The sequence below is a fragment of the Streptomyces sp. NPDC001606 genome, assembly GCF_053596835.1.
The window spans coordinates 263,685-276,162 of record NZ_JBSFHC010000007.1 but is presented as its reverse complement, the minus strand read 5'-3'; the positions used below and the strand labels follow the sequence as shown (position 1 = coordinate 276,162).

The 12,478-nt window shown below is 72.4% G+C and carries 11 protein-coding genes; 3 read left to right on the top strand and 8 right to left on the bottom strand.

The annotated features are described in order from the left end of the window. Positions 1 to 211 precede the first annotated feature (211 nt). From ACWCV9_RS16530 to ACWCV9_RS16520, 3 genes are read right to left on the bottom strand one after another with little or no spacing between them, the layout of a single operon-like run. Positions 212 to 676 carry an NUDIX hydrolase gene (locus ACWCV9_RS16530; protein ID WP_450787287.1) on the bottom strand — a complete coding sequence of 155 codons (465 nt, stop codon included), beginning with the start codon at positions 674 to 676 and terminating at the stop codon, positions 212 to 214. A gap of 9 nt (positions 677 to 685) precedes the next feature. Continuing rightward, positions 686 to 1,636 (bottom strand): pyridoxamine 5'-phosphate oxidase family protein, encoded by a 951-nt coding sequence (locus ACWCV9_RS16525; RefSeq protein ID WP_450787286.1) that lies wholly within the window; start codon positions 1,634 to 1,636, stop codon positions 686 to 688. A 2-nt stretch (positions 1,637 to 1,638) separates the two neighbouring features. Next, a complete protein-coding gene (locus tag ACWCV9_RS16520) occupies positions 1,639 to 2,085 on the bottom strand; it encodes a VOC family protein (protein WP_450787284.1) in 447 nt (148 codons plus the stop codon). A 135-nt stretch (positions 2,086 to 2,220) separates the two neighbouring features. Between ACWCV9_RS16520 and ACWCV9_RS16515 the strand changes: the two genes are divergently transcribed. After that, entirely contained in the window at positions 2,221 to 2,766 is a 546-nt protein-coding gene (locus ACWCV9_RS16515; protein WP_450787283.1) for a CGNR zinc finger domain-containing protein, read from the top strand. 306 nt (positions 2,767 to 3,072) lie between these two features. Beyond that, the gene (locus ACWCV9_RS16510) at positions 3,073 to 4,092 is read left to right on the top strand and encodes an aspartate-semialdehyde dehydrogenase (protein ID WP_450787281.1); all 1,020 of its coding nucleotides are present in this window, start codon (positions 3,073 to 3,075) and stop codon (positions 4,090 to 4,092) included. A 78-nt stretch (positions 4,093 to 4,170) separates the two neighbouring features. On the opposite strand, the gene argG is transcribed toward ACWCV9_RS16510, so the two are convergent. Together argG and ACWCV9_RS16500 are read right to left on the bottom strand one after the other, a co-directional pair. Then, positions 4,171 to 5,625 (bottom strand): argininosuccinate synthase, encoded by a 1,455-nt coding sequence (gene argG / locus ACWCV9_RS16505; RefSeq protein ID WP_450787279.1) that lies wholly within the window; start codon positions 5,623 to 5,625, stop codon positions 4,171 to 4,173. A gap of 69 nt (positions 5,626 to 5,694) precedes the next feature. After that, positions 5,695 to 6,180 carry a DUF1203 domain-containing protein gene (locus ACWCV9_RS16500; protein WP_450787278.1) on the bottom strand — a complete coding sequence of 162 codons (486 nt, stop codon included), beginning with the start codon at positions 6,178 to 6,180 and terminating at the stop codon, positions 5,695 to 5,697. 112 nt (positions 6,181 to 6,292) lie between these two features. Between ACWCV9_RS16500 and pepN the strand changes: the two genes are divergently transcribed. Continuing rightward, positions 6,293 to 8,857 (top strand): aminopeptidase N, encoded by a 2,565-nt coding sequence (pepN, locus tag ACWCV9_RS16495; protein ID WP_450787276.1) that lies wholly within the window; start codon positions 6,293 to 6,295, stop codon positions 8,855 to 8,857. 76 nt (positions 8,858 to 8,933) lie between these two features. Here the strand turns inward: pepN and ACWCV9_RS16490 are convergent, their stop codons facing one another. The 3 genes from ACWCV9_RS16490 to ACWCV9_RS16480 all read right to left on the bottom strand — a co-directional run bounded on the left by ACWCV9_RS16490 (position 8,934) and on the right by ACWCV9_RS16480 (position 12,375). Next, positions 8,934 to 9,845 (bottom strand): LysR family transcriptional regulator, encoded by a 912-nt coding sequence (locus ACWCV9_RS16490; protein ID WP_450787274.1) that lies wholly within the window; start codon positions 9,843 to 9,845, stop codon positions 8,934 to 8,936. Positions 9,846 to 9,862: 17 nt separating this feature from the next. Next, a complete protein-coding gene (locus ACWCV9_RS16485) occupies positions 9,863 to 10,783 on the bottom strand; it encodes a DMT family transporter (RefSeq protein WP_450787272.1) in 921 nt (306 codons plus the stop codon). 89 nt (positions 10,784 to 10,872) lie between these two features. Continuing rightward, on the bottom strand, positions 10,873 to 12,375 hold the full coding sequence (locus ACWCV9_RS16480) for an FAD-dependent monooxygenase (RefSeq protein WP_450787270.1): 1,503 nt from the start codon (positions 12,373 to 12,375) through the stop codon (positions 10,873 to 10,875). Positions 12,376 to 12,478: the final 103 nt, after the last annotated feature.

Below are 12,478 nucleotides of genomic sequence, written 5' to 3'. Positions count from 1 at the left end.
AGTGCGAACGCGTCGGCAGTGGCCGCGGGACGTCGCGGACGCGAACGCCCCGCTCACTGTGGATCGTTGGCAGCGGGGATGACCTGTGCGTGAACGCGGCCGCAACGCGCAGCGCCGAACTCCGTACGTGGATCACGGGGTCGGGGGCCTGGTCATGGAGTGGACGGGGAGCGGATCGCGGCCGGCCGGGGGACGGTCATTCGTCGTTCATCTACCGGGGTAGGGGGTGGTTCTCCAGCCGTCCGTGCGGCGGGCGTTCGCGCCACAGCCGGAGTGCGGTGTCGACCACGGGGACACGGTTCAGCGCGGGTACGGCGGCCAGGTCCTGCCAGGCGGCGAAGTCCGTGGAGCCGCCGATCTCGTAGCGGAGTTCGCCGCCGGTCACCGCCACCTCGTAGACGAGCCGCAGGGCGTGGTGGTCGGTCCGGTCCAGGGCGGTCCTGCCCAGGGTGGTCCGGAAGGAGTCCACGCCGAGCAGCCCGGTCACCTCGACGTGGTAACCGGTCTCCTCGGCGACCTCGCGGCGGACGGTGTCGTAGGGGTCCTCGCCGTGCTCCATGCCGCCGCCCGGCAGCACCCACTCGGGGACGCCGCCGGGCCCCGGTGAGCGGGCGAGCAGGAGCTGTCCGTCGCGGACGCACACGGCGTAGGCCGCCACCCTCAAGTTCCGTCGCATAGCGGGACGTTAGCGCGTGATGTCCGGATTCGCCGGTGAGTATTCGGGCGGCGCCCAGCGCAGCGGCAGTGCGGCGGGGGTGAGCCGGGCCTCGGCGAGGGTGAAGCGGACCGTGCGCGCGCCGTCGGCGGAGAACTCGGTGCGGGCCCGGCCGGTGAGCTGGAGGGTGGTGCCGGTCTCCCAGTCGAGGAGGAGCAGCCCCGCCCGCGGGTCGGTGTGCAGATTGCCGAGGGTGAGGAACATGGCGTTGCCCGGGTAGTCCGGCCAGGTCAGCTCGGTGGGCGAGGTGACCTGGACGAAGCCGGGGTTGCCGCCGCGGTGGCTGGCGTCGGCGCCGGCGCTGTGCACGGTGGCGAGGAAGAAGGTGTCGGCGGCCCGGACGAAGTCCGCCTCCGCGGTGCCGAGCCGGGTCAGCCGGCGGGGCGGTCCGGGGGTGCGGCCGGGGACCGTCCGGTATCCCTCGCGGCGCTGGATGTACTTCGGGCAGTTGGAGAAGACCTGGTCCGCCTCCACCGTGAAGCCGCGCGGGGTCGGCCGCAGCCGGCCGTTGAGCCGCATCCGGCGGCGGGTGCGGGGGTCGAGGGCGATGGTGCCGACCGGGGTGCCGGGCGTTCCGAGGGCCGTCGCGAGGGGGTCTTCGAGCCGGCCGGGTGGGCGCGCGGACGGGCCGGAGGCGGGTGCGGACAGGCCGGGGGCATGTGCGGACGGGCCGGGGGTGTGCACGGACATCCGGCGGGGGCCGGTCGCCCGGACGAAGCCGGGGGTGCCGGTGAGCGCCGACGCCCACACCCGGCCCGTCTCCGGGGCCGCGGCGGCCACGACCAGCAGCGGCTGGAGTTCCAGGAAGGCCGCCGCGACGGGCTTGATGTCCTGGCCGAGGGAGCGGCCCACGTGGTCGGCGCGGTCGCGGACGCCGAGCCGGTCCTGGAGGGTCCGCGAACCCGCGTGATAGCCGGCCATCTCTAGAAGAAGCCGCAGGTCGGTGCGGACGCGTGCGGGGCAGGCGCGGCCTCGGCGCCGAGCGGGGCGGCGATCTCCAGGCGAATGCCGTCGGGGTCGTGGAAGAAGATGCCGCCCGAGGTGCCGCCCTCGCGGTGGGCCACCACGCCCTCGTGGGCGAACTCCACGCCGTGGGCGCGCAGCGCCGTCTCGTACTGCCGGACCCGTTCGACCGAGTCCGTCGAGAAGGCGAGGTGGTGCAGTCCGGCGCGGCCGCGGTCGTACGACCCCTCGGCCTGCTGCCAGAGGGTGACGAGGGGCTGTCCGCCGGGCTCGCCCAGCATCGCGTACCGCCGGTCCTCGTCCTTGCCCTCGGCGAGGAGGGTGAAGCCGAGGAGGTCCCGGTAGAAGGCGAGCGAGCGGTCGAGGTCGGTGACGTTCAGGCCGGTGTGCGCGGGGCGCAGGGTCATGGTTCTTCCCTTCGGAAGGGGCGGAGGGCGTCACAGGCGACGGCATCTAACCGTCGTAAATAACATTAGACAGTTAGAGGCGCGCGCGTCAACCGGTCACGTACCCTTGAGGGGTTAGAGGAGAGGGAGTGACCGATGACCGCCGCCGCCCGTGACCCCCGCCCGCTCACCGGTGAGCCGCTCGCGCTGGACCTGCTCAACACCCGCTGGAACCGGGAGGGCGCCGTCCAGGACCTGCTCGCCGGCACCGACGGGCTCGCGGTCTGGCTGGCGAGCAACGGACTGGCCGGGGCGCACCCCGCGAGCCCGGAGGCGCTGGAGCATCTGCGGCAGGCGCGCGACGCGATCCGCGCCGCGGTGGACGGCTCACCGGCCGAGGCGGCGCCGCTGGTGGACGCGGTCCTGGCGCACGGGCGGATCCGCGCCCGGCTGACCGCCACCGGCCCCGCCGAGGAGCCCGAGTTCGCCGACCCCTCCTGGGCCCCCGCCTGGCTCGCCGCCCGCGACTACCTGGACCTGCTGGCCCGCGGCCCGGAGCGGATCCGCAGCTGCGCCGGGGGCAGCTGCATCCTGCACTTCTACGACACCTCCCGGAACGGCACCCGGCGCTGGTGCTCGATGGCCGCGTGCGGCAACCGGGCGAAGGCCTCCCGGCACTACGCGCGCTCGAAGGAGAGCTGACCCGGGACGGCAGGGGGACGTATGCGGGGGCGTGCGCGGGAGGCGTGCGCGGGAGGCGTACGTCACACCGCCGTGTGCGGGTGGGCGGCACGGGCAGGGGCGGGACAGCACAGCTTGCGGCCCGGTCCCCCGGCGGAGGGAATTTCTCCAGCTCAGCGGGGTCGTCGGCGAAGGTGCGGAACCGTCCGTGGAGCCCCCGTGTCCCATCCTTCGGGCACGCTGTGCAAAGAATTGGACAGGTGGACCGGGGTCGGCCGCATGATGGAAAAGCCCCGGTCATGCAAGAGATACACAGAGGGAGTCGCCGTGAGGGTCGGAATCGTCGGAGCCACCGGTCAGGTCGGCACGGTCATGCGCAGGATCCTCGTGGAGCGCGACTTCCCGGTGACGGAGCTGCGGCTGTTCGCCTCGGCCCGCTCGGCCGGCTCCGTGCTGGACGGCGTGACGGTGGAGGACGCGGCGACCGCCGACTACACCGGCCTCGACATCGTGATCTTCTCGGCGGGCGGCGCGACCTCCAAGGCGCTGGCGGAGAAGGTGGCCTCGCAGGGCGCGGTCGTCATCGACAACTCCTCGGCGTGGCGGCGCGACCCCGAGGTGCCGCTGGTGGTCTCCGAGGTGAACCCGCACGCGATCGCCGACCGCCCCAAGGGCATCATCGCCAACCCGAACTGCACCACGATGGCCGCGATGCCGGCGCTCAAGCCGCTGCACGAGGAGGCGGGCCTCGAGGCGCTGGTCGTCGCCACCTACCAGGCGGTGTCCGGCTCGGGCCTCGCGGGCGTGGCCGAGCTGCACGGCCAGGTGCAGAAGGTGGTCGCCGACGCCGACAAGCTGACCCACGACGGCGCGGCGGTGGACTTCCCCGAGCCGCAGGTCTACAAGCGCCCCATCGCCTTCAACGTGCTGCCCTTCGCGGGCAACCTCGTCGACGACGGTCTGAACGAGACCGACGAGGAGCAGAAGCTGCGCAACGAGTCCCGCAAGATCCTGGAGATCCCCGAGCTGAAGGTCTCCGGCACCTGCGTGCGCGTCCCGGTGTTCTCCGGCCACTCCCTCCAGGTCAACGCCCGGTTCGCCCGCCCGATCTCGCCGGAGCGCGCCACCGAGCTGCTGGCGAAGGCGCCGGGTGTGGCCCTCTCCGACATCCCGACCCCGCTCCAGGCGGCCGGCCAGGACCCGTCGTACGTCGGCCGGATCCGCCGCGACGAGACGGTCGAGAACGGCCTCGCGCTGTTCATCTCCAACGACAACCTCCGCAAGGGTGCCGCGCTGAACGCGGTGCAGATCGCGGAGCTGGTGGCGGCGGAGCTGTCCGAGAAGTAACCCTCCCCGCGCCCAGACGCGCTACGGCCCCGGCGGTTGTTCACCGCCGGGGCCGTGCCGTTGTCGCTCGCGAGCGGGTCAGTCCGTGCCGGACTCCATCGCCGCGCGGTCCAGCAGCGCGTCCTCCTCCGAGACCGCGCCGCGGGAGGCGATGGCCTCGGCGCCGCCCTCCGGCAGCTCCGGCATGGTGCCGATCAGCCCGGTCGCGGCCGCCTGCGAGGCGCCGATGGTGGGGCTGCCGGTGCCGATCAGGCCGAGGCCGACGTACTGCTCCAGCTTGGCGCGCGAGTCGGCGATGTCCAGGTTGCGCATGGTCAGCTGGCCGATCCGGTCCACCGGGCCGAACGCGGAGTCCTCGGTGCGCTCCATGGACAGCTTGTCGGGGTGGTAGCTGAACGCCGGGCCCGTGGTGTCGAGGATCGAGTAGTCCTCGCCGCGCCGCAGCCGCAGGGTGACCTCGCCGGTGACCGCCGAGCCGACCCAGCGCTGGAGCGACTCGCGGATCATCAGGGCCTGCGGGTCCAGCCAGCGGCCCTCGTACATCAGACGGCCCAGGCGCCGGCCCTCGTTGTGGTACTGGGCGAGGGTGTCCTCGTTGTGGATGGCGTTGACGAGGCGCTCGTAGGCCGCGTGCAGCAGGGCCATGCCGGGCGCCTCGTAGATGCCGCGGCTCTTGGCCTCGATGATGCGGTTCTCGATCTGGTCGGACATGCCCAGGCCGTGCCGGCCGCCGATGGCGTTGGCCTCCATCACCAGGTCGACGGCGGAGGCGAACTCCTTGCCGTTGATGGTCACCGGCCGGCCCTGGTCGAAGCCGATGGCCACGTCCTCGGGGGCGATCTCGACCGACGGGTCCCAGAACCGGACGCCCATGATCGGCTCGACGGTCTCCACGCCGGTGTCCAGGTGCTCCAGGGTCTTGGCCTCGTGGGTGGCGCCCCAGATGTTGGCGTCGGTGGAGTACGCCTTCTCGGTGCTGGCCCGGTAGGGCAGGTTGTGCGCCAGCAGCCACTCCGACATCTCCTTGCGGCCGCCCAGCTCGGTCACGAAGTCCGCGTCCAGCCAGGGCTTGTAGATCCGCAGGTTGGGGTTGGCGAGCAGGCCGTAGCGGTAGAACCGCTCGATGTCGTTGCCCTTGTAGGTGGAGCCGTCGCCCCAGATCTGGACGTCGTCCTCCAGCATCGCCCGGACCAGCAGGGTGCCGGTGACCGCGCGGCCGAGCGGGGTGGTGTTGAAGTAGGCGCGCCCGCCGGAGCGGATGTGGAACGCGCCGCAGGTCAGCGCGGCCAGGCCCTCCTCCACCAGTGCCGCCCGGCAGTCGACCAGGCGTGCGATCTCGGCACCGTAGGTGTGCGCACGGCCGGGCACCGAGGCGATGTCGGGTTCGTCGTACTGACCGATGTCGGCGGTGTAGGTGCACGGGACGGCGCCCTTGTCGCGCATCCAGGCGACGGCGACCGAGGTGTCGAGGCCGCCGGAGAAAGCGATGCCGACGCGCTCGCCGACCGGAAGGGAAGTGAGGACCTTGGACATGGAAAGAGTATGCAGCACAACGCATGGTCATGCATAGTCGCCCCGGTCACAGCCCTCCGGTCGGCCGGTCTACGCCCGCCGCACCTCATAGAGGAAGCACCCGTACTCCACCGCCCGTACGTGCACCAGCGCCACCTCCGGGTCGGCGAACGCCTCCGTGAGGGCCTGGTGGAAGTCGGCCGGGGGCTCCACCAGACGGCCGCCGAGGATGCGGCCGGCGAAGGAGTAGCGGCGCAGGGTGCGGTGGGCGTCGGTGAAGGGGAGGGACAGCGGGTCCTCCCGGACCGGGCCCGGGCAGCCCTCGGCGTGGACGAAGACCGGACCCTGCTCGTCGTAGGCGCCGGGGTCGGCCCCCGTCCCGGCCGCCCAGCGGCGCAGCGGGGCATAGCTGACCAGGGCGATCCGGTCGCCCGGTGCACTGCGGCGCAGACAGCAGCGGAGCGGGTCGCCGCCCTCCGTCTCGGTGAAGGGCGCGGCGGGACGCCCGGCGTCGTCGGCGGCGAGCAGCTCGCCGACGACCGGGGCGGGGATGGGGCGGGGCACGTAGGTCGTCATGGGACCACCGTGCCGCGCGGACGCCGCGCCCACCGGCGGGAAGCGGACATCGCGTTCCCAATGGGTCCATGGAAGGATGGCGCAACCCACATATTCACGAGGAGATGACCGCGTGCCTGGCACAAACCTGACTCGCGAAGAGGCGCAAGCGCGGGCCGAGCTGCTCACCGTTGACTCGTACGAGATCGATCTCGACCTCTCCGGCGCGCAGGAGGGCGGCACCTACCGGTCCGTGACCACGGTGCGCTTCGACGTCGCCCGGGGCGGCGCCGAGTCCTTCATCGACCTGGTCGCGCCGACCGTCCACGAGGTCGTCCTCAACGGCGACCAGCTGGATGCCGCCGAGGTCTTCAAGGACTCCCGCATCGCCCTGCCCGGGCTGCTGGAGGGCCGTAACGTCCTGCGGGTCGTCGCCGACTGCGCCTACACCAACACCGGCGAGGGCCTCCACCGGTTCGTCGACCCCGTCGACGAACAGGCCTACCTCTACACGCAGTTCGAGGTCCCCGACGCCCGTCGGGTCTTCGCGTCCTTCGAGCAGCCGGACCTGAAGGCCACCTTCGCCTTCACCGTCAAGGCGCCCGAGGGCTGGACCGTCATCTCGAACTCCCCGACGCCGGAGCCCAAGGACAACGTCTGGGCGTTCGAGCCGACCCCGCGCATCTCGTCGTACATCACGGCGCTGATCGTCGGGCCGTACCACTCCGTGCACAGCGTGTACGAGAAGGACGGGCAGTCCGTGCCGCTCGGCATCTACTGCCGGCCGTCCCTCGCCGAGTTCCTCGACTCGGACGCCATCTTCGAGGTGACCCGGCAGGGCTTCGACTGGTTCCAGGAGAAGTTCGACTACCCGTACCCGTTCAAGAAGTACGACCAGCTCTTCGTGCCCGAGTTCAACGCGGGCGCGATGGAGAACGCGGGCGCCGTCACCATCCGCGACCAGTACGTCTTCCGGTCCAAGGTGACCGACGCCGCGTACGAGGTGCGGGCCGAGACCATCCTGCACGAGCTGGCCCACATGTGGTTCGGCGACCTGGTCACCATGGAGTGGTGGAACGACCTGTGGCTGAACGAGTCGTTCGCCACCTTCACCTCCATCGCCTGCCAGGCCGCCGCGCCCGGCTCGCGCTGGCCGCACTCCTGGACCACGTTCGCCAACTCGATGAAGACGTGGGCCTACCGGCAGGACCAGCTGCCGTCCACGCACCCGATCATGGCGGACATCCGCGACCTGGACGACGTGCTCGTCAACTTCGACGGCATCACGTACGCCAAGGGAGCCTCCGTCCTCAAGCAGCTCGTCGCGTACGTCGGCGAGGACGAGTTCTTCAAGGGCGTCCAGGCCTACTTCAAGGCGCACGCGTTCGGCAACACGCGCCTGTCCGACCTGCTGGGCGCGCTGGAGGAGACCTCCGGACGCGACCTGAAGACCTGGTCGAAGAAGTGGCTGCAGACGGCCGGCATCAACATCCTCCGCCCGGAGATCGCCACGGACGCCGACGGGGTCGTCACCTCCTTCGCCGTCCGCCAGGAGGCCCCGGCGCTACCCGCCGGCGCCAAGGGCGAGCCGGTGCTGCGCCCGCACCGCATCGCGATCGGCCTGTACGACCTCGACGCCGACGGCAAGCTGGTGCGCACCGACCGGATCGAGCTGGACGTCGACGGCGAACTGACCGCCGTACCGCAGCTGACCGGCAAGCGCCGCCCGGCGGTCGTCCTGCTCAACGACGACGACCTGTCGTACGCCAAGGTCCGGCTGGACGAGCAGTCCCTCGCGGTGGTCACCGAGCACCTCGGCGACTTCACCGAGTCCCTGCCGCGCGCCCTGTGCTGGGCGTCGGCCTGGGACATGACCCGGGACGCGGAGCTGCCCACCCGCGACTACCTCTCCCTCGTCCTGTCCGGCATCGGCAAGGAGTCGGACATCGGCGTGGTGCAGTCGCTGCACCGCCAGGTGAAGCTCGCCATCGACCTGTACGCCGACCCGGCCGCCCGCGAGTCCCTGCTGACCCGCTGGACCGATGCCACGCTGGCCCATCTGCGCGCGGCCGAGCCGGGCGGGGACCACCAGCTGGCCTGGGCCCGCGCCTTCGCGGCGACGGCCCGCACGCCGGAGCAGCTGGACCTGCTGGAGGCCCTCCTTGAGGGCACCCAGACCATCGACGGCCTGGCCGTGGACACCGAACTGCGCTGGGCGTTCGTGGAGCGTCTCGCGGCGGTCGGCCGCTTCGACGAGGCGGAGATCGCCGCCGAGTACGAGCGGGACAAGACGGCCGCCGGCGAGCGCCACGCGGCGACGGCGCGCGCCGCCCGCCCGACGCCGGAGGCCAAGGCGGAGGCCTGGGCGTCGGTGGTCGAGTCCGACAAGCTGCCGAACGCCGTGCAGGAGGCCGTGATCAGCGGCTTCGTCCAGACCGACCAGCGGGAGCTGCTGGCGCCGTACACCGACCGGTACTTCGCGGTGGTCAAGGACATCTGGGACGCCCGGTCGCACGAGATCGCCCAGCAGATCGCGGTCGGCCTCTACCCGACGATCCAGGTCTCCGAGGAGATCCTCGCCAAGACGGACGCCTGGCTCGCCTCGGCCGAGCCCAACGCGGCCCTGCGCCGCCTGGTCTCGGAGTCCCGCTCGGGCGTCGAACGCGCCCTGAAGGCCCAGGCGGCGGACGCCCAGTAGTCCTTCCACGCCGCTGAGGGGCGCCCGGTGGAGATACCGGGCGCCCCTTGCCGTATCCCGGCCTGCTCGTACGCGTTCACCCCCGAGTGGCCCGGTCCGTCGCCGCTTGGCTGAGGGCGTTCAGGGTGTGGGTCAGGGTGGGGGTTGTTTCCGTGCCTTTGCGGAGGGCTGCCAGGACGTGGCGGAGCGGGCGGTCCGTGGTGAGTTCGCGCATGCGCACGCCGTCGCGGCTCACCGCCGCCATGCGGGGGATCAGGGCCACGCCCATGTCCGCCTCCACCATGGCGAGGATCGTCGTCCAGCCGGAGGCCGAGTGGGCCTGGTGCGGGGTGAAGCCGGCCGCCTCGCAGGCGCGGCGGGTGATGTCGGACCAGGGGCCGCTGCCGCCGAAGATCCAGGGGTCGCCGGCCAGGTCGGTCAGGCGCAGGTCCGTGGTGTCCGCGAGGGGGTGGCCCGGGGGCAGGGCGACGTCCAGGGGGTCGGTGAGGAGCGGGACGCGGGTGAAGCGGGGGTCGGCGGTGGGCGGCGCCTCGGCCGCGAGGGAGAGGGCGAGGTCGACCTCGCCGGCGGCCAGCAGGTCGTAGGCCTCGGCGGCCTCCGCCTCGCGGACCCGGACGGTCACCCGGGGGTGGGCCGCGCGCAGGGCCCGTACCGCCGGGACCACCAGGGCGGGTACGGCGGTGGAGAAGGCCCCGACCCGCACCTCGCCCGCCTCGCCCCGGGTGTAGGCCGCCAACTCCGCGTCGGCGCGCTCCAGTTGCTCGAAGACCGTCTCCGTGTGCCGCAGCACCAGCCGGGCCGCGTCGGTGAGCCGGACCCGGCGGCCGTGGGCCTCCAGCAGGGTCACGCCGAGCTGGCCGGCCAGGTTGGTCAGCTGCTGGGAGACCGCGGACGGTGTCATGTGCAGTGCCTCGGCGGTCGCGGTGACGGTGCCGCGCTCGCGCAGGGTGCGCAGGATGTGCAGTTTCCGGATGTCCCACTCGGCCATGCCGGGAAAGCTACAGGTCAGCGGCGGGCGCCGGCGCCCAGGACGACCCCGCCCAGGACGAGGGCCATGGACAGCAGCTGCGCTCCCCCGGTCGGCTCGCCGAGAACCGCCCAGGACAGCAGGGCCACGCACACCGGCTGGAGGTAATAGACGACACCCGCGCGGACCGCGCCGATCAGGGCGATCGCCTTGCCCCAGGCGAAGAAGGCCACCGCCGAGGAGGCCACACCGACATAGAGGAGCGGTACGACCGTGGCCGGGGTCGGGGTGAAGCCGCCCTGCACGGCGACGCTGGCGGCCTGCGCGGGCAGCAGCAGGACCGTGCCGACGGCGAAGGTGGTGAACAGGAAGCCGGTGCCGTCGAGTTCGGCGGGCCTGCGGCGCAGCAGCGCGCTGTACCCGGCGAAGCAGCAGGCCGCGGCGATCATCCACAGGTCGCCGGGTGCGAAGTCCGCCCCGCCGCCGACCAGCAGCGCCACGCCCGCGCAGGCGATGAGCAGCCCGCTGATCCGGCGCGCTCCGAGCCGTACGCCGCCCAGCCGCTCGAACACCGCCATCAGCACCGGTGAGGCGGCCATGATCAGGCCCATGGTGGTGGCCGGGGTGGTGAGCCCGGCCTGGTTCACGAGGGTGTTGTAGACGGCCACGCCGAGGAGGGAGGCGAGCAGGACGTACCGGACGTGGCGCCGGAGGAGGTGCCGCTGCCGCCAGGCCCGCCGGGCGCCGAAGGGGGCGACGGCGAGCAGGGCGATCACCCAGCGCCAGAAGGCGTGCTGGACGGGCGGGACGCTGTCGTGCAGTCCCCGGGCGGTGACGAAGCTGCCGGACCAGACGACGGTGGCGAGTGCGGCGCAGGCGAGGCCGAGGAGCGGGCGGACGGCGGGGGCGGGGAGGGTGGCGGGGGTAGTCGCTGGAGTGGTGGTGGCTGTGGCGGCCACTGAGGTCCCTTCGGGTGGATGGCGGGGTGTGCCTCTACCGTCGCAGCGCAGGATCCGTCAGGTCCATCGAAAGTTTTTGAGCGTTCTTTTCAGGATCGCTTAAAGGTTGTGCTTCCCAGGTGGTGGGTGAGGGCTGCCGTGAGCGCCTCGGGGGTGGGGGCGTCGGCGGCCCAGGCCGCGTAGCCGTCGGGGCGTACCAGTACGGCCGTACGGCGGTCGCTCGCCCAGCGGGTCACCGTCAGGCGCTTCCCGTAGCCGGGGTCCGCCGCGTACGGCTCCGGGGTGATCAGCACGAACCGGCCGCCGCGTAGCGCCTCGTACAGGCGGCCGCCGCCCGCCAGGCGGACGTCCGGGACGCGGGCGCCGGTGAGACGGTGGGCACCCCGGGGGGCGGGGTAGCGGTAGCCGATGCCGGTGATCTGTCCGGTGGCCTTGCGGCGCAGGGGCGCGGCCGCGCCCAGGAGCGTGGTGAGCGCGGCGCGCGCCGCGAGGGTCCACGGGCGCTTGGCCATGGCGAGCCGGATGATCCCGCCGCTGCTGCGCAGTACCGCCCTGCCGACCGGGTGCCGCTCGTCCTGGTAGCTGTCCAGCAGCTCCGCGTCCGCGTGTCCGCCGAGCACCGCGGCCAGCTTCCAGCTCAGATTGGCCGCGTCCTGGAGCCCGGTGTTCATGCCCTGGCCGCCGGCCGGGGTGTGCACATGGGCGGCGTCCCCGGCGAGGAAGACCCGGCCGACCCGGTACGTCGGCGCCTGCCGCTCGTCGCTGTGGAAGCGGGACATCCAGCGGGCGTCGTGCATGCCGTAGTCCCTGCCGAGAGCCAGCCGGGTGATCTCCTTGATCTCGGCCAGGTCGACCGGCTCGGCGTCGGGGACGTTCCGGCCCCGGTGCCAGCCGATCACCCGGTGGTACCCGTCGCCGAACGGCGCGAGGAAGGCGAAGGCGTCGCCCACGGCGTTGACGGTGAGCACGGTCGGCGGCGGCTCGGCGAGCCGGACGTCGGCGAGGACGACGGACCGGATCACCGACTTGCCGGGGAAGGGCAGCCCGACGGCCTCGCGCACGGCACTGCGCATGCCGTCGGTGCCGACGACGTACGCCGCCCTCAGGGTCTGCTTCCCCCCTTCGGGGCCGCGCGCCTCGACCGTCACACCGTCCGCGTCCTGGGTCAGACCGGTCAGCTCGGTCTCGTACCGGAAGTCGGCGCCGGCCTCGACGGCGCGCCGCTCCAGCACCTTCTCGACCTCGTACTGCGGCAGGACGAGGAGGTGGTTGAAGCGGGAGGGGAGGTGGGAGAGGTCGATGGAGAGCCGGCCGAACAGGCCGAGGCTGTCCAGGGGCTGCCCGGCGGATTCCACCGCGTCGACGAGGCCGCGGGCGTCGAGCTGCTCGAGCGTACGGGCGTGCAGCACGAAGGCGCGGGAGAGGTTGCTGATCTTGTGGGGGCGCTTCTCGAGGACGGTGACGGGGATGTCGGCGGCGGCGAGGTCACCGGCGAGCAGAAGACCGGTGGGGCCGGAGCCCACGACGAGGACGTTCCCCGTGTCTGTGCCGGTGTCAGTGCCTGTGCCGTTGTCAGTGCCTGTGCCGGTCATGAGCAGCCTCCTGAGGGCGAACACCTGTTGGTCAACACCTGTTGGTCAACGCTTGTTGGCCACCGTAGAACGGAAGCGCGGCAGGGGTCAACACTTGTTGGCC